Genomic DNA, 17,126 nt, shown 5'->3' with positions numbered 1-17,126 from the left:
TATTTTAAAGTTATTATTCTCTTAAAAGCTGTTAAGAACATCAAGATCAATTAGATCATTATTCTTGATGTCTATTTCTAATTGTCTGCCACCATCCTTTTCAATAAGTTGAATCGTAAGGTACTTTTTCTCAGGGATAGTAAACTTTGATAAAGCATAGACTAAATTCACTTCAGATTTATCTGGAATCTGCATGGAGTTGGAAGTCGAAAAAAGCGGAAGTATTTCTATTTCCTGTGAAGCAGTACGCTTAGATTTTCTCTGATCCCGAATAAAAAAACGAAGCTGGTCTATATCGTAATTTATCTTTGAAGCGTTACCTAAAACAAGTCTGAAGTAAAGAACATCCTGATGAATAAATATGCCGTTCACACTAAGATTAATATCAAATCTTGACCTCTTTAGACCGCCTATTTTTTTCTTTTTAAATAAAGCAAGCTTAGAATACTGTTCAATTTTCTTTTGATTTTCATTATCGAGAGAAAACAAAATATCGTTATTTACAATTGCACTATTATCCGCCTTAATGTTTAAATCCGGGCATACCTCATCATAATTCAGAACAAAGACATATAACCTACTGTCGGCTGTAACTACAGTAATATTGGTCTGCATAAAATTCTGATTTGCCGCTTTCAGCAGTAAAATATTTTCTACTCCTTTTGCTTTTTGCATTAAAATATCCTGACTGCCCTTATCTATACTTTTTATCGAATACGGAAACACTATGCTTGTTGTTTTAGAATAAGCAATCTGCACGTTTTTAAACTGATCCTGATTGAAATCTAAATCTCTATTTATCAATTGTGCATAGCCCGACAATACACTTAAAAGCAGGCAGACCAAATTCATCCAATTATTATTTTTCATTTTTTCAAGATTTAATTATTTCAAATTCTTTTGTTTTTCATCATAGAGTAAAACCTGATATCCAGCCTTTACCACAACTTTTATAAGTTTAATCTTTTTGCTCATCAGGCTTTTGGCAGCTTCAATTCCCATCTCCGCAGCCTGTGCTCCCCAGGAGTCGGTAACACCATTTAGTCCTAAAGTCTGTAGAGAACGGTCCGCAGAGGTCTTAGCTACGTCTCTGCTTATTGCTCCTGGAATATAGATCCCGTCAATTCCATCTAAGTCATAAACTGAGAGTTCAACAGGGAAAATTGAATTTTGATACTGGATATTATTTATTTTAACCTCCAGCCGTTCTCCTTTTAAAGATGCCATGCCATACAAAAAAGTGTTCTTAGGAATAAGTATGCCCTGAAGAAATACGTCAGTTTTTAATCTTAATTTTATAATTGAGCCGTTTACAATAGTTTGTGTCTCATGTATTATTGCTTCGATTGAATTCTGCTGCGGTTCAGAATCTAAATTTTCATCAATTGAATAAAACGAGTTTGATTTTAAAAGATTTGGAGATGCTATATTTTGTTGTAGTGAAGTGGTATTATCTACATCTTTTTTACGATTAACAGTAAAAACTTTTCCTTTGTTTATCTCTGAAGCTTGCTTTAACTTTTCCTGTACACGTGATGGATGCTGAATATCCAGAATGTTTTCCAGCATACCACCAAGTTGTTTTAGTTCTGGATCAGGTTCTTGCGAAGTGCCCATTTGTGACATCATATGCTCTAAGTTTTTTATCGCATCTGATTCACCTTTTGATGATCCATAGTTTTCAAACTCCCTCATATCCTGACCATAATTATCAGGTACAGCAGGCTGGCTGATTACTTTTTGAAGTGCTTTAAGTTTTTGATAAACTTTCTGTTCGTTTGCATCTTGATAAGATGATGAGTTAAAAGCACTGGTTCCTCTTCCTAAATCTTTATCTTTAAAATCATCTATTGATCCTTCAAATATTTTTTGATTGGAATAATTAGGGTCTTTTTTAATTTGTTCCTGCAATTTGATAGAATCGACTGCTGCCTGGTCGTAGTAACTCATTTTATCCAGTGATGAATCTTCTTTAAATTTAGGAATGGGAAGATTAAAGTTAAATCATTTTTTGATTTCTCGTTTGGCCGTTTCTGCTTCCATTCTTCCACCACCTAAAATGTAGAATAATATGGTTATAAAAGGAAGTATTATAAGAGGCAGAACTAAAAGCATTTTTCTTCTTTTAGATTCTTTGAGTGATATTATTTGTTGCTCCATGACATTACTTTTTAAAATTGATTGTTTTAATTTTTGAAATAGCTGCCGGGTTTTTATTTATTTCAGAATTTTTCTTTGAGAACGCCGCGTAAATGTTATAGAGAAAATACCCTCCCTCCAAAACAGTAAACAGAACCAGCAGATAAATAATGGCTCTTTTAGAAAGTCTGCCCGTTAAAGATTCCATTTTTTGCACCCACTTATTTTGTGCAGATAAGTAATACTTATTGTAAATAAATGGCTCTTCTCGCTTTTTAATTAATTGTTTCATAACTGTCTATTTTCTATTTTCAACAGTTAAATCTTTGTTTTCGATGGTATTCCATCTCTCGATTAAAAAACCATGTGGATTGTTGTCGCTCCTAGATACATTACGAAGGCTTCCTTGGGTTATAAGGCTTCTTTTCAAGATACTGGTAGTTCTTATTATGCTTTGTTTGGCATAGCATTGAAAGCGGTACGGGTATTCTTTGATATCTATAGTTATACTGTCAATCTGGATTGTCTGGCTTATATTTCCTGAAATGATTCCAGAATAGAAACCATTCTCTTTTAGATCATCATAAATTCGCTTTGCACTGTCATCAGCCAGATAAAGAGCTTTTGTAACATTGGTTTTAATTACTTTATCATCAGGATCAAGGGTAAAGAAAAATTTATGAAATGTTTTTACATGATCTCTTGCTTCCACAGGTACATTATCTCTTCTATCTGATGCATATGCTTCCATAGCTTTCCCATTGGCAAGAATATAAACCTTATCCTGCATCAGAGCTACAGACTCAAAGCTTTTATAAAGCGTGTAACAGCAGATAATAATACATCCTGTAATTACCAGCATTGTAAATCCTCTCACATATCGGAATGCAGTATCTATATTTTTCATTTTAGTAAACATCTTTTATCTTTTTAGGTTACTCTGAATTTCCTTTAAGCTTATCATTCATGTAATTTCCTTTCTCTTTAAAATACGGAGTATTACCAGCTGATGAGGACATGCTTTGTGACATTTGGCCTGCAGCATTTCCCATCGAGTCCATTACCATACCAGCGCCTTGCGAGGTTTTTGTAATAACTGAATTAGTGGTACTGCTAAGAATGCCAGTAACTTTCTGCCCTAAGGCTCCGCCTCCACCTGCGTGAACGATGTAATTAGCTACTGATGGGACAGTAAAATATCCGATGATACCAATAATCATAAAAATGAGATATGACATATCAGTCCTGCTGAAGAAAGTATCTCCCGTCGACTCTACCTGTGATAAATCCAGCTTCAGCATTAGCTCCTGAATTTTACCGATGATGCTTCCAAAAATATTTGCAACAGGCAGCCATAAATAAATATTAATATATCTTGCCAGCCAAACGGTGAGAGTATGCTGAAATCCATCAAAGACCGCTATGCCAAATACAAGGGGGCCAAGTATGGAGAGTACTACCAATTGAAAAGTCCTAAGTGTGTCAATACACAGAGCGGCAGCCTCGAACAATACTCTCAGTACTTCACTCATCCATTCTTTTACAGAATTTCTGAAATTATAAGAGGCCTTTTCCATGGCAAACTTTACGTCGTTTCCTATACCTGCAAGCATGCTCTCATCGGAAGGATCCTCATCATGAGTATATTTATACCATTTATCTCGATCTCCTGTTCCTGTGGAACCAACATACATTTTCCATGGATCGGTTTCTTTTATAGCCTTTTCTTTTTCCTTTAAAAGAACTGCAACAGCATTATTAGATCCTGTCACCATCGCAGCAGTGGCTGTAACAGTTGGTTTCATTACCCCATTAATAAGTGCCAGTACAGATGGAAAAATCATAATACAGAATCCAATAACAAAAGGCCTGAAAAGCGGATAAAAGTCAATAGGTTCTGCATTTGCAATATGACGCCAGACTCGGGAAGCTATATACCAAATTGTCCCAAAACCAGCTATCCCCTGCCCTACAGCCAAAAGATTACTGCACAAGGGCATCATCTCATCATAAAGCTGATCTAAAACCGAGTGCATACTCTGCATATTATCGCCGAGTCCCTGTGCACTTGCAGCAAAGGGTACTATCATTGCACCAGTTAATAAAAGCACTGTTTTAAAAAATTTATATATGTTCATCGTTTTAATTTTTTAAATCAAGAAGTTCTTTGGAAGCATATACATCTTTCTTTTCCTTTGCTCTCTGCAGTACCAGTATGCTTGATGATTTATTAAAGTCTCTCAAAAACAAAAGTTTATCCTGCATCTCCATATAAATATTATCAATTGCTTGAAGCCTTTCATCGTCTGACATTCTTAACTTATCAGCTGTAATTACCATAGTGAGTTCATCAAGGTTTCTTAAACTCTGGTTCAAAAGGTTTCCATAAACTTTCTCAAAATAGTTCATCTCCTGCTGGCTGAAACTTTCACTTTTCAAAAACCTGTTTAATCCTTTTTTACTTTCTTTTACCAGCAGTATTTGATAGTTTACAATATCTCCTACCCTTTTGTAATTCTTGACCGTTGGACTTACCTGCATAAGGGCATCTAAAAATGTTTTATGAAGACTAAAGTTGCCTTCGGACATATCTTTAACTGTTTTGTAACCTCCCGAAAGCAGTTCATACCCCTTTTTCATATCGCTAAGAATCTTTTTGAACTGCGAGAGTTTTTCAATGTTTAAGATCAACTGCTGGATTTCTGCCGACTGTGCGTTCATACTGCTTGGGATAAATCCAAAAAAGACCAGAAATACTAAAATCAATATCTTTTTCATGGCGTTAATTTTTAAGTCCGTAAATACTTTGTGTGGATTCAGCACTTCTTTTTTCATGAGATTTTGACAATGACAGTAACTTTGCTTCATTACTAAAAAACAAACAGAAATCGTAATTACCAACCATCGTTTTATATAGATCATCTATACGCTCTATCCTTTGGTCATCTTTAAGTTCCAGTTCTGAATCAGTAGTAAGAACCAGAAGCTGATCTAATGTTTCATTGCAGCTTTCTAGTAGTCTTTCAAAAGAACGCTCAATATAATCGAGCTCATTTCCCTGAAATAAATCATCAGTCTTGAGTTTAGTATAAGTCCTTTTATACATTTTCATTATCTTAAACTGCAAGGAGATAATCTCTGCTGTTTTATAATAGTTCTTTATTTTGGGATTAATTTTCAAAAGTGAAGCGAAATAATTACCATGAAGATTGACTTCTCCTTTCTTCACATCACCAATGAAATTCAGACCTTTGGAAACAGCTGAATATCCTTTTTTAGCATAATCCATGTAAACCTGAAGTGCAGCGATCTGTAGCAACAGCTCCTTTCTCTGCTTGGCCTGCGCGTGAATTCCTTGATTTAAAAGAAATCCCGTGAAAAGCAGTATGATTAATTTTTTCATGATATTTACTTTTATTACGGAATTCCGTAAAATTGTTTGACCTGATTTACTTCCGCTTCAGTTTTTGCTCTTTGAAGACTAAGCATTACATTCTGTTGATTGAAAAGTGTCAAATCATCGTAATTGGAATCGATTTGATCAGCAGCTTTATTTATTATCTCCAGTCTTTTTAAATCACTCATCTGCGTTGAGAAAGAATCCAGAATTAAAAAAATCTGGTCAATATTCTTGACACTCTCCTCTAGAATCCCGGAATAAACGCGTTCCATATACTGAATTTCACTTTCTTTAAAGTGAGAATCCTGCTTGAACAGATTCCAAGCTCTTTCATATTCCTCAACCAGTTTTGTCTGCTTCTTTGTAATATCCTTTATCCTCTGATAGTAAGTTATAATAGATTTTACTTTTGCCAGTTCTTCATAATAGCCTTGATATAAATCTTTCTGCTTTTTCGTCCAATCAGAAATTTCATCCAGTTTTAATTTAGACAATACATTTTCAACTTTTTTCTGGGCATTCTGAAGCCAGATTGTCTTATTTTGCAGTTTTTGAATTCTGAGGTCAATTGCTTTAATAACTTTCTTAGTAACTGCTTTAACGATCTCCAGTATTGGCAACGCCACTGTATTATTTGCAGATCTTGCAGGATTGCCAATGAGTAGCAGACATATCATGCAGGTAATTAATTTTGCTTTCATTTTCTCTTTCATTTAAATTCCATCTCTTAAATCTTGCGCCATTGCAGCTATGCCTTTTTTTATGTCACCGTCAAACTTTTTAGCATAGGCGTTCATTTTTACCTTCTCGCTTTCCTCAGTCGTGTAAGCCAGATATTCCTCCAAAGAAACTTCTGTCCTATAGACCTTTGAAAGCCTTCCACCCAGAGAAATAAATACTTCTTTATACTTTTTATCGGGATCATTGGCTTTATTAACTGAAAGTACGAGAGCTTTTTCCTTATCTGTAAGCCCCAGAAGTTCCTGTATCTGATCGAACTTGTTTTGATATTTGCTCTGGTCCAATAGGATTTTGCAGTCGCTGTTATTTATAATGGCTTGTTTTACTACTGGTGAAGAAATGATATCTTCTACCTCCTGTGTGACTACAATGGCTTCCCCAAAGAACTTCCTAACAGTTTTAAATAAGTACTTAATATATTCGGACATTCCTTCTTTGGCAATGGCTTTCCATGCTTCCTCGATCAAAATCATCTTGCGGACACCTTTTAGTTTGCGCATTTTACTTATGAAAACTTCCATTATAATGATTGTCACTACAGGAAATAAAATTGGATGATCTTTAATATTGTCCAATTCGAATACAATAAAACGCTCTTTCAAAAGTTCCAGATTCTCAGTGGCATTAAGCAGATATTCAAACTCACCGCCTTTATAATATGGGCGGAGTACATAGAGAAAATTGTTTACATCAAAATCCTTTTCTTTGACTCTATCGTCTTCCAGTATCTTTACAAAATCATTTTTCAAAAAATCATAAAAGCTATCAAAACAGGGAAAAATACTAGAGTCATTATCCAGCTTTTCATAATATAGCTGAAGAGCATTGGAAAGCGCCACATACTCACTTCGGTTAAAGGTTTCGTCATCTTTTTTCCACAGAGCCAAAAGCAGCGTTTTAATACTTTCCTTTTTCTCAGTATCCAGATTATCACCTTCAGAAATATAGAAAGGATTAAAACGGATTGGGCTCTTTTCATCATAAGTAAAATAATAGCCGCCGACCATATCACAGAGTCCTTTATAGCTGTGTCCAACATCTACAAGAACTATATGTGTACCCTGCTCATAATAACTTCTTACCATGTGATTAGTAAAAAAAGATTTACCGCTTCCTGAAGGGCCTAGTATAAACTTATTCCTGTTAGTACATATTCCCATTTTTACAGGCTCATCGCTAATGTCCACATGTACGGGTTTGCCCGTTAATCGATCTCCAAGTCTGATACCCGTTGGACTTAAAGAAGACCTGTAACCTGTTTCCATGTTTAGAAAACATACTGCCTGCTCTGTGAAAGTGTCAAAAGTATCATTCATTGGAAAATCCGCTTCATTCCCCGGTATTCCAGCCCAATAAATCTGTGGAGCTCCAACCGTTTCCTGTTTGGCTGCTGAATCCATCTGAGCAAGTGCTGACGATACTTTGCTTTTGATATCTTTCAGTTCTTCTTTATGAGTACTCCAGGCCAGCACATTAAAATGTGCCTTTACTGGAAGTCTTTGCTGAGATACAGCTTCATTCAGGAAATCATTAGTGGCATCTCTGGCAATCATATTCTCCCTGCTGTAAGCCGACAGTGATTGAAGTCTTAATCTTTTACTCTCCAGCTTTTGTATAGTTTTCTGTGCATCTTCAATAAAAATGTACTGATTGTAAATATGGTTGCACGACAAAAGCTGCCCTAAAGTTGATGCAAATCCTACACTGAATTTGGTTTTATCAGTTGAATATCGGTCAAAATTAATTCTAGATCCACAAAGGCCTGGAAGGTCAGCCGCATCACCGAGGGTAAATAGCTGGCAGTATTTGTCTCCTACTGCAAGTCCTTCATCAAATTTAATGTCTTTATAAATAAATGAATCTTCGTTATCTGATAAGAAACAGTACTGCTCAATAAGACCAATTTTTCTGCTTTCACTTCTGAGTGAATTGTTTTTCAATCGGATAAGTTTAACAAAACCGCTGTCTTCCAATATTCTCTTAAACTGTCCGGTGCAGTCAATAAAGTCCTGCAACAGCTGTGTATTCAGAGTTTCCTCAGGAACTAATTTATTTCTTATAAGACTGGAAAATAAAGAACTTGAATTCTTCCTTCCTTGCGGTTTCTTGGTAAGCATAATATAACAGGAATGCTCCAGAAAAGGTCTTTCATTAAAAAATCGTTCACTGCTTCTTGTCAAAAAACTACTGTCATCACTTGTGAAATCAGCTTTATATTTCTTTTCTAAAAACCAATCCTGCTTGTGAAAAACACAAAACTTAGGTAATACCTTTAGTGCCTTGATCCATGACTGATGAAAAGCCTCATATTCCTGATCCGATAATGTAAAAATATCAGGCAATTCTACTCTGAATGCTACCGTAACATCACCATGCTTTGACAAAATACAGTCATGCTCGACTGCCATAATCGGCAGTAAATCTTTCATCCTCTTGTCCATCTCCTCTTCATTTTTACTATTAACGTTCTATAGCTATATCTTTAAAAAAATACCTCTACTATAAACTTTAATACATTTTGGAATCTGCTTCTTGGCTAGTGCCTTCATCATGCCGAATTCTCCATACTGATTACTCATTTTGTATATTTTAAAAACTAAAAAAGCACCAGCAATCCCAACGAGACCAACGCATAATAGCGAAGGAAGCCCAATGATATAAAGGATTGCAAAAATGATCATAAGAGATACAACACCTCCTCCCAAATACCAGATATACTGAGCTTTTAAGCCTTTAAATTCTATACTTTGATTAATTCCTTTGTTGATCTGGTAAACACTGTTACTCATTAGTTCTTGTGTTTAAACTCCGAAAAAGGATTTAATTACTGTTGCCACTACCACTAGAAAGACACAACTTCCAAACCACGCCGCTGCTACTTTGCCGGTATCCGGATCACCTGCATTCCATTTCTGATAAACCTTAACTGCTCCTATTAAGCCCAGTATTGCGCCTACAGCATACATTAATTCTGTTCCTGCATCAAAATAGCTTCTCACTTTTTGATTCGCTTCATTAATTCCGGCTACACCATCTTGGGCATAAATTTTTGTTTCATATACCAACAACAATACAAGTATGCTGTAAGACAATACTTTTTCCTCATCTAATTCCTTTAATTTCCATCCACAATTTTTCATAACCATCATTTTAAAGTTTTCAATACACTTATTTAAAAAGCAGAGGAATATCACTGTTGCAGCTCTATTTCCTTGTCACATAAAGCCATACCGCACCAGAGAGAACAGGGATTATTCCTCCGCTGAATTCTAGAAAACAGTTCCTTCCCATAAGCTGTCAGCTTCACTTAAAGTCAAAAGCAGATTTGGATATTTTGAAGATTCAGTTACCATTAGTTTATTAATATTTTGTCGCAGTGAAGAAATCTTCACATACGGATATTCTTCGAGAACCATTCTTAAATAATTTTGAAAGTGCTCTTTTGAAAAGTCCTTTTCATTACTTTCTTCCAAAGTCTGAAGTATTCGGACAGAAAGTTCTTCAGCGTCTTCCAAAGTGTCGAATGATTCTGAAAATGACGAAGACAAAGATTTATGCTCTTCAGCGTCTTGACCATTCTTTTTGGTTATACCTTTAAGTGAAGCAAACTTGAGTTTCTTTTCTCCTGAAAAGAAACTCAAAAGATCTTTCCAATAAAACTTTAATAGTATTATAAAATACCAGATCAAGACCACCACACCTAAAACAGTTAAATAACTGCTCCATGAAATATTTGTAAACATAGCATCATCATTTATTATTCAACATTCATCTCTCTACTAAATAAATCTTCAAAATGTTTGACATGATTTATTTTAAAGGTCAAAGAAACAACTACGATACTGCCTCTACAAGTACAACTTTTTTGTACCCCATTGTACCCCTAGGTTTTACAAATGAATTAAAACAAAAATCCATATTAGAAGACTAAATACTTCTAATATGGATTCACTAAAAATGTGGTGCCGCGGGGAAGATTATCTCCTCATAGCTCTTATAAGTTTATTGGTTCGCCTATCAGCTCTAGCATTTTGAAGGGATACTACGGCCCAAATTGCTGCCGGTAGCCAGCCAATTAAAGTTATCTGCAAAATGAGGCAAATGACAGCAGTAAATATTTTGCCTCTTAATATAAAAGAGAGCCACGGTAGTAAGATTGCAATTAGAATCATAATTATATTATTTGATGATGATTTTGAGTAAGTGATTGTATATTAATAGACAACTTTTCAGTGTTTTCGTTACGAAAACATAACTATTTTCTTTTCAAGTTTAATACTAAAAGTTTTGCGGCTATTAATAAGACTTGATCTTTTCTATAATTTTTTTTAAGGTTTGAATAGCAATTTCTTTATCCCTGTCTTCAGCATTATACGATTTACTTCTTACCGATTGATAAGAAAGATTCTTTTTGAAAGGAGTCGAAAGAAATGGAACTATAGTTTTAAAAACCAAACTCATTGATTTAGCTTTCAAAACTCTTGATTCATCACCAGCTCTGAGAATCAATGCCATTTGATCAGTTGAAAGCGTACATTCAACTTTATCTTCTCCTATTTGCATTGATTCAGAGGCTGCATTGTTTTCATCGAATTCTGCAGAAAGTTGCTTTTTTCTTTCAAGATATTTTATTTCGTGCTTAAACCAATTTTCGAGCATAAAATTTATATTCTGCTTTGAAGGATCAAATGCTATTCTTTCGCTCGAGGATAATTGACTGAACTCTTTATAACAGAATAACAATTCACCAATTTTATCAGCCAATGTTTCCTGGCATTTAAGACGATTCACTATATTCTTAATAAAATGACTAATATAAAAACTGTCATTAAAATTTACTTCTATCAATAACTCGTCTACGGCAGAATAAAAGTTTGATTTGCTTTCACTTGCCAGTTGCATCTCCAATTTCTTTAAAAGCTCTTTTTGATATAATACTTCTCTGTATGTAATTTTGTTTCCTGCGTTAATTTGATTTGACACAGTTATAGCATCGATAACGATCTGAAGAACTTGGTTGGTATCAGTGATAGTTGTCTTTTTCTTTGATAGTCTTCCTATCTTTAAAAGTATTTCCTTTCTTGAAACTAATAAATATGGGACAGGAACACGCTCATCAAGATTCAAATAGTTAGGATAACGATTTTCAATAAAATATAATAAATCGTCCAATGTATTTATTATAGATTCACTGATACGCAAAAAAAATCCGCCTTTGAGAGCTTCATTATTTTGATTTTCAATAATATTATCAAGGAGATAAACTAAGGTTGAATGATATTTTCTTACCAGAAGACGGATCTGCCTCTTTTTCTGCAGAGCAAAAATTTCATTTTTCATCTGGATTTGAATTTTATGAGATTCTCTAGAAAGATTCTCAGTTATAAAAACCAAATCACTCTGTGACAGATTACCGATATTTGATTTATTAGGATTTAGGGTAAGCAATATCAATGAATCTATCCATTCTAAAGGATATATAGTAATCATGACAGTAGTTTTAATTTAAATTAGTCAACGAAAATCTGACGTTTTAAATCTCCCAACAGTCTTTTGACGATATTCAGAAGGAGAAAGCGAAGTGTGTTTTCTAAAAAAGGCACTAAAGTTCGCCAGATTACTAAATTCAAAATCTTGTCCAATGACGGCAATGGATGATTGTGAATTTTCAAGAAGATTCTTTATTTCATTTATAATTGCCACATCTATGAGGCTTTTAACGGTCTTTCCTGTTATTTGTTTGACAGTTCGATTTAAATAACCTCTTGTAACAAATAACACACCTGCATAGAACTTGGCACTGTGCTGCTTTTTACAGTGAATTGTCAAAATAGTCAGAAACTTAATCGTAAGACCTTCCTGCCGGGTAAAACTGTTCTGCGTTTGTAAATCTGATCTATTAAAAATAAATTTAAGCTCATATAAGAAAAGGTTGAAACTTATGCGTTGCAGTTCTAGGTCCTGTCCATTGCCTACTGCATCTTTATTAACAAAGCAGATTAGTTTGTAAATTAATGACAATACCAAAAAATCTTTATCACCAAGGGCTATTTTTGACGAAGGTTCACCAAGGAGAAAATTAAATGAATCAACTAATTCTTTTTTTAAGCAGTTTTCAAAAGCAAAGTCTGAGGTAAAAGAGAGAAGCAGTAACTGCAGTCTCCCTTTGACTTCCATAATAGTGCAGAACGAATTTTTTGGGATTACCAACAAATCATGTGGCAGCAATTCCTGTGTAAAATCACTAAGACGTATTTTAAATTGTCCAGACTTTATCAATATAATTGAGTAATTATTTACGAGAAAGGAATCATCTGCCGCAGTTTTTACAATGTACTTTTTAATAATATGTACATCAAGTCCAGAAATAGGCAAATTCTTCATTTCAATATTTATCAAATCCTTCATCATAATATCATAGTTAAGCTAATTATGGAAAAGAATAATGATCTTGTATGTAGATTAGATCTTATCCTTAAAGGAATTTTCGATCATTATGAATGACAAAAAATAAAGGTTCAACAGGCAAGTAATAAATAACAGATACGCCAATTTTCTAGGGTCACTGCTTTTTCTCCCACCCGTAATAATGTAGCCCACTATTTCATCATAACTGAATAATGATATGATGAAATAAAGGCTCACAAGATTAAAAATGACCAATAGTAGATAAAGAATAGTACGTGGTTTCATTTCAAAAGAGATCAAGATTAATCGGAATAAATTTTAGATAATGTTTTTTAGCAGTGCAATTATAGAAATAACAGCGATTTCATCTGCGGAAAATAGGGGCTTGACATTTTTGTTCCCCGCTGATGACTCCCAATCCCTGTCTTTTCTTTCAGATGCAGAGTAAAGCGAGTATCGAGAAATAGATGTGACTGTTAGAATTGTGTCCTTTTCATCTTCAGTAAGGCTGTTACTATCGAGAATAGAGTCCTCATATGCAACTACGTAATCATAAACAATCGTAAATTCTAATCCTCGTTTTGACAATAGGCCTTGTAAAAAAATCGTAAGACTGGATTTTGCAGTTGATGCTAATTGACTATTCTCTACAATAAAAATTAACATATTGTCAGGGTCAGCCATTATAGAATCTACAATAGTGTTATTAAATAAAATTATATTTTTATAGGAATTATGCGCCTTTCCCATTTTATTTGACATAAATCTAATTTGGTCCCGAAGTTCTGCGGCCGAATTTGGAGTTGAATTATTTTGGTAATAATTACGGAGTTCATCGTAATACCTCTTGCCTTTATAATCGAAAGGATTAGCTGAGTTCATTGGAAACGCTGAAGCGACTTTAGATTTGGATTCTGCGTTTGAAGTGAATTCAGATTGATTAAATTCTGAATCTGTAGAACATGAATTAAAGAACCATACTAATACAGTGCATAATAATAGATTTTTCATTGTAATGGGTGTATGAATGTGAATGAGAATTACTTCCCAGTTCATTTCATCCGGATAAGCGGAACTTTAATTCGGCACCATGCCAAACATTTTCGCTATTGAATTCGAAGCAAATCTATCTCCTTGAAAAGTCTCTCACAACCGTTTGGGTATGGATTTACCGTAAATACAGTATGGATTTTCAATAAATCCATACTCGTTTTTTCATAAATAACTCACTAAAATTCAAATGTTTATATTATTTTTGAGTTAATCTTTTGTAAATTTATTAGTACAGCTCCGATGGACAGTTGGCGGTAACTTTATTGAGAAATTCAGTCCCCAAACTCCTTGATATTATGAGTAAAAAACATTTCCTGTTAGTATTAATCTGCGTTTTCTCATGGTGTGAAGCACAGAAAAATTTTCAAAAACATCCTGACTCCTTAAAAAGAAAGAGTTATGAATATCTTGATGACAAAATATATGAACTTCGAAATGATAGCGCCAGGTCGTCAGTCTATATGTTTGAATATCTCCGAAAGGCAAAATTTGAAAAAAATTATAAGGAAATTATTAATGGATATCAGAATCTTCTTCATGAATCTCCTCATAGTATGAGGTTAATTTATGCCGACAGTATGATATATACTGCGAAAAAAACAAACGATAAGGCATTAATCGGATCCGCTTACTTGTCAAAAGGAATAGTCTATTATTTACTTAAGAAGCAAAATAATGCACTTGACAACTTTATTACTGCTGACAGTTACATATCACAGACAACTGACAAATACCTTATTTACAAACTCAAGTATCATATTGCTCTGGTAAAGTACTATCTTGGTTATTATGACGAAGCAATTTCATTGCTTAGAGAATGTACTTTCTATTTTAAAAGTGAAAATTCAAGGGCTTACTTAAACTCTCTGCATTCCTTGGGACTGTGTTATAACAGACTCGGAAATTATGGATTATGCTCCCAAACAAATGCTTTGGGACTCGTTGAATGCGAGAAATTGGATATTAGGGAAATGGAAGTTTATTTTATCCACTCTCAGGGTATCAACGACTTCTTTCAAAAAAATTATGCATCTGCAATTAAAAGCATTGAATCTTCAATTGAAGAATTAAAAGAAAAAAAAGATTTTGGAAATGAATCAGTAGGCTACTTTTATATTGGAAAAAGCTATTGGGAAGTCAGACAATATGAAAAAGCTCTTCCTTACTTTGAAAAAGTGGATCAACTGTTTAATGCGAGAGGCTATCTGCGTACTGATCAAAGGGAAATGTACGAGGTTCTTATTAAATATTACAAAAATCAAGAAAATCGGGATTTGCAATTATATTACATTGATCAATTACTTAAGGCCGATAAAGTACTTAATGAGACTTTCAAATATTTGGTTGGAAAAATCAACAAGGAATACAATACCCAGGAATTAATGTTTGAGAAGCAAAGTTTGAAAAATGAGCTGGTAAGTAAAAATTTTAAGTATTCAGTTTTAACCGGTTTCACTTCCCTCCTTTTCTTGTCTTTTGTTGTCTTGACGTATAGATATTATAAGAACCGAAAAATATATCGTCAAAAATTTGATGAGCAGATGTTACAGATTTCTGCGTCAGAGAATAAAACTAAACAAAGGCAAAAAATTGAAAAACCAGTATTATCAGATATAAATCCTGAAACTGTCTCACTTATACTTAATCAGCTGGAAAAATTTGAAATAGATAAGAAATTTTTAGAAAAGGACTGGAGTCTTTCAAAATTGTCTGCTGCATTTAAATCCAATCCAACTTATCTTTCCTCAATTATCCGTCATTACAAAGAAAAGGGATTTACTGAATATATCAATGATCTCAAAATAGATTATGTCATGTCTTTACTTTATAATGATAAACTTGTACGAAACTATACGAATAAAGCTTTAGCGGCAGAAGTCGGCTTTAGCAGTACGCAAAGATTTGTAAAAGCTTTTAAAAGTAAAACTGGAATGCCCACATTTTTTTTTATTGAACAGATTAAAAGAAAGGGATAAGTTTAAACTCAAAATTTCATTGTACTAAAAATTAATCCATTATTAGTCTTTTCATACTTTATGTACCGAGTTTTATAGTACCCTAATTTGCCAAACTGAACATAATGAATTGAAAATTATTCCGAATATTATTTGCCTAACTAATAAACTAATATTTTGTAAATAAAAAACTAATATTTTTTTAGAAAATATAAAAACACTTCGGACTTTTCTAAATAATTTAGTTAATTTAGAAACAAAATTTATATACTTAAAATGAATAACGAATTAATATATCTTGATAATAATTCAACAACTGCTATTGATGATCGCGTTATTGAGGCGATGTACCCCTATTTTAAAAATAATTATGGAAACGCATCAAGTACACACCATTTTGGACTTGCAGCAAAAAAAATTGTAGAAAATTCCAGAGAAATAGTTTCATCTTTGATCAATAGCGATCCGAAAGAAATTATTTTTACTTCAGGTGCCACAGAAAGTATAAATATTGCATTAAAAGGAATCGCATTAGATCCCAATAATTCTAAAAGACATATAATAACCTTGCAAACTGAACATAAGGCAGTTTTAGACACTTGTAAATTTTTAGAAACTGTTGGGTTTGAAATTGAATATCTTCCCGTCAATCCCAATGGATTAATAGATATTGAGAATCTTATTCTTTCAATTAGGCAAGATACACTGTTAGTTTGTATCATGTGGGTAAATAATGAAACCGGAGTTATACAACCAATTAAGGAAATTAGTACAATTACTAATTCTAAGAAAGTATTGTTAATGACTGATGCTACTCAGGCAGTTGGTAAATTACCAATTAACATTACTGAATTTAATCATATAGACTTATTATGTTTTTCTGCGCATAAATTTTATGGCCCGAAGGGAATAGGAGCATTATATATTAATCAAGAAACAGTTTCACCAAGACAGATTTTCCCTATACAACATGGCGGAGGACATGAGCGTGGGCTTAGAAGTGGTACTCTGAACGTTCCAGCAATTGTTGGTTTTGCTAAAGCATGTGAAATTGCATCTCTAGAAATGACAGAGAATACCACTTATATTAAATCATTGAGGGATATTCTGGAAATAGAATTACTTAACATCAGAGGTGTCTTTATTAATGGTAGTAAAGAGCATCGTCTCTATAATACTATAAATGCCTGTTTTCCAAATTTTGATGCCAACATGTTTATAGATAGATATCAAACAATAGCAGTAAGTAACGGTTCAGCTTGTACCTCTGCTTTATTTGAACCCTCACATGTTTTATTAGCAATGGGCCTAAATGATACAGATGCATTCTCTGCTATCAGATTTAGTCTGAGCAATAAAAACACTGAGCAAGAAATATTGACTGTTATTAGTAGTATTAAAGAAACTTTAATCCAATTAGCAAATTAATT

Annotated in this window: 18 protein-coding genes and 1 pseudogene; 2 read left to right on the top strand and 17 right to left on the bottom strand. The window is 33.6% G+C overall.

Annotated elements, in window-relative coordinates:
- Window positions 1-21 precede the first annotated feature (21 nt).
- From traN to K8B81_RS01060, 17 genes and pseudogenes are all read right to left on the bottom strand, one after another.
- Window positions 22-870 carry a conjugative transposon protein TraN gene (gene traN, locus K8B81_RS01135; RefSeq protein WP_115887088.1) on the bottom strand — a complete coding sequence of 283 codons (849 nt, stop codon included), beginning with the start codon at window positions 868-870 and terminating at the stop codon, window positions 22-24.
- A gap of 15 nt (window positions 871-885) precedes the next feature.
- Window positions 886-1,992, bottom strand: a pseudogene (traM, locus tag K8B81_RS01130) (conjugative transposon protein TraM); the annotation flags it as partial.
- A gap of 12 nt (window positions 1,993-2,004) precedes the next feature.
- Window positions 2,005-2,160, bottom strand: coding sequence for a hypothetical protein (locus tag K8B81_RS21035; RefSeq protein WP_317196944.1), 156 nt, complete (start codon window positions 2,158-2,160; stop codon window positions 2,005-2,007).
- A gap of 4 nt (window positions 2,161-2,164) precedes the next feature.
- Entirely contained in the window at window positions 2,165-2,431 is a 267-nt protein-coding gene (locus tag K8B81_RS01125; RefSeq protein WP_115887086.1) for a hypothetical protein, read from the bottom strand.
- A 6-nt stretch (window positions 2,432-2,437) separates the two neighbouring features.
- Window positions 2,438-3,046, bottom strand: a complete 609-nt coding sequence (traK, locus tag K8B81_RS01120; RefSeq protein ID WP_223678196.1) for a conjugative transposon protein TraK — start codon at window positions 3,044-3,046, stop codon at window positions 2,438-2,440.
- Window positions 3,047-3,074: 28 nt separating this feature from the next.
- Entirely contained in the window at window positions 3,075-4,229 is a 1,155-nt protein-coding gene (traJ, locus tag K8B81_RS01115; RefSeq protein ID WP_115887352.1) for a conjugative transposon protein TraJ, read from the bottom strand.
- 52 nt (window positions 4,230-4,281) lie between these two features.
- On the bottom strand, window positions 4,282-4,917 hold the full coding sequence (locus K8B81_RS01110; protein ID WP_115887351.1) for a TerB family tellurite resistance protein: 636 nt from the start codon (window positions 4,915-4,917) through the stop codon (window positions 4,282-4,284).
- Window positions 4,918-4,921: 4 nt separating this feature from the next.
- The gene (locus tag K8B81_RS01105) at window positions 4,922-5,542 is read right to left on the bottom strand and encodes a hypothetical protein (RefSeq protein ID WP_115887084.1); all 621 of its coding nucleotides are present in this window, start codon (window positions 5,540-5,542) and stop codon (window positions 4,922-4,924) included.
- A 14-nt stretch (window positions 5,543-5,556) separates the two neighbouring features.
- On the bottom strand, window positions 5,557-6,240 hold the full coding sequence (locus K8B81_RS01100) for a conjugal transfer protein TraI (protein ID WP_115887350.1): 684 nt from the start codon (window positions 6,238-6,240) through the stop codon (window positions 5,557-5,559).
- 12 nt (window positions 6,241-6,252) lie between these two features.
- Complete coding sequence (locus K8B81_RS01095; protein ID WP_115887083.1) at window positions 6,253-8,721, bottom strand: TraG family conjugative transposon ATPase; 2,469 nt, start codon at window positions 8,719-8,721, stop codon at window positions 6,253-6,255.
- Between the two features lie 33 nt (window positions 8,722-8,754).
- On the bottom strand, window positions 8,755-9,069 hold the full coding sequence (locus tag K8B81_RS01090; RefSeq protein WP_115887082.1) for a DUF4133 domain-containing protein: 315 nt from the start codon (window positions 9,067-9,069) through the stop codon (window positions 8,755-8,757).
- 12 nt (window positions 9,070-9,081) lie between these two features.
- Window positions 9,082-9,420 (bottom strand): DUF4134 domain-containing protein, encoded by a 339-nt coding sequence (locus K8B81_RS01085; protein ID WP_115887349.1) that lies wholly within the window; start codon window positions 9,418-9,420, stop codon window positions 9,082-9,084.
- A 129-nt stretch (window positions 9,421-9,549) separates the two neighbouring features.
- On the bottom strand, window positions 9,550-10,023 hold the full coding sequence (locus K8B81_RS01080; protein WP_115887081.1) for a hypothetical protein: 474 nt from the start codon (window positions 10,021-10,023) through the stop codon (window positions 9,550-9,552).
- A gap of 234 nt (window positions 10,024-10,257) precedes the next feature.
- Window positions 10,258-10,452 carry a YqaE/Pmp3 family membrane protein gene (locus K8B81_RS01075; RefSeq protein ID WP_115887080.1) on the bottom strand — a complete coding sequence of 65 codons (195 nt, stop codon included), beginning with the start codon at window positions 10,450-10,452 and terminating at the stop codon, window positions 10,258-10,260.
- 124 nt (window positions 10,453-10,576) lie between these two features.
- The gene (locus K8B81_RS01070) at window positions 10,577-11,770 is read right to left on the bottom strand and encodes a hypothetical protein (RefSeq protein WP_115887079.1); all 1,194 of its coding nucleotides are present in this window, start codon (window positions 11,768-11,770) and stop codon (window positions 10,577-10,579) included.
- A 24-nt stretch (window positions 11,771-11,794) separates the two neighbouring features.
- Window positions 11,795-12,691, bottom strand: coding sequence for a helix-turn-helix domain-containing protein (locus K8B81_RS01065; RefSeq protein WP_115887078.1), 897 nt, complete (start codon window positions 12,689-12,691; stop codon window positions 11,795-11,797).
- A gap of 315 nt (window positions 12,692-13,006) precedes the next feature.
- Entirely contained in the window at window positions 13,007-13,699 is a 693-nt protein-coding gene (locus tag K8B81_RS01060) for a hypothetical protein (protein ID WP_115887077.1), read from the bottom strand.
- Between the two features lie 338 nt (window positions 13,700-14,037).
- On the opposite strand from K8B81_RS01060, the gene K8B81_RS01055 reads away from it, so the two are divergent.
- Window positions 14,038-15,717, top strand: a complete 1,680-nt coding sequence (locus K8B81_RS01055; RefSeq protein ID WP_115887348.1) for a helix-turn-helix domain-containing protein — start codon at window positions 14,038-14,040, stop codon at window positions 15,715-15,717.
- Between the two features lie 255 nt (window positions 15,718-15,972).
- The gene (locus tag K8B81_RS01050; RefSeq protein WP_115887076.1) at window positions 15,973-17,124 is read left to right on the top strand and encodes a cysteine desulfurase family protein; all 1,152 of its coding nucleotides are present in this window, start codon (window positions 15,973-15,975) and stop codon (window positions 17,122-17,124) included.
- Window positions 17,125-17,126: the final 2 nt, after the last annotated feature.

This window comes from Flavobacterium hibisci (assembly GCF_020026925.1).
GTDB classification, from domain to species: domain Bacteria; phylum Bacteroidota; class Bacteroidia; order Flavobacteriales; family Flavobacteriaceae; genus Flavobacterium; species Flavobacterium hibisci.
Note: the sequence above shows the minus strand (reverse complement) of the source record. Positions and strands in the feature narration are given on the sequence as shown.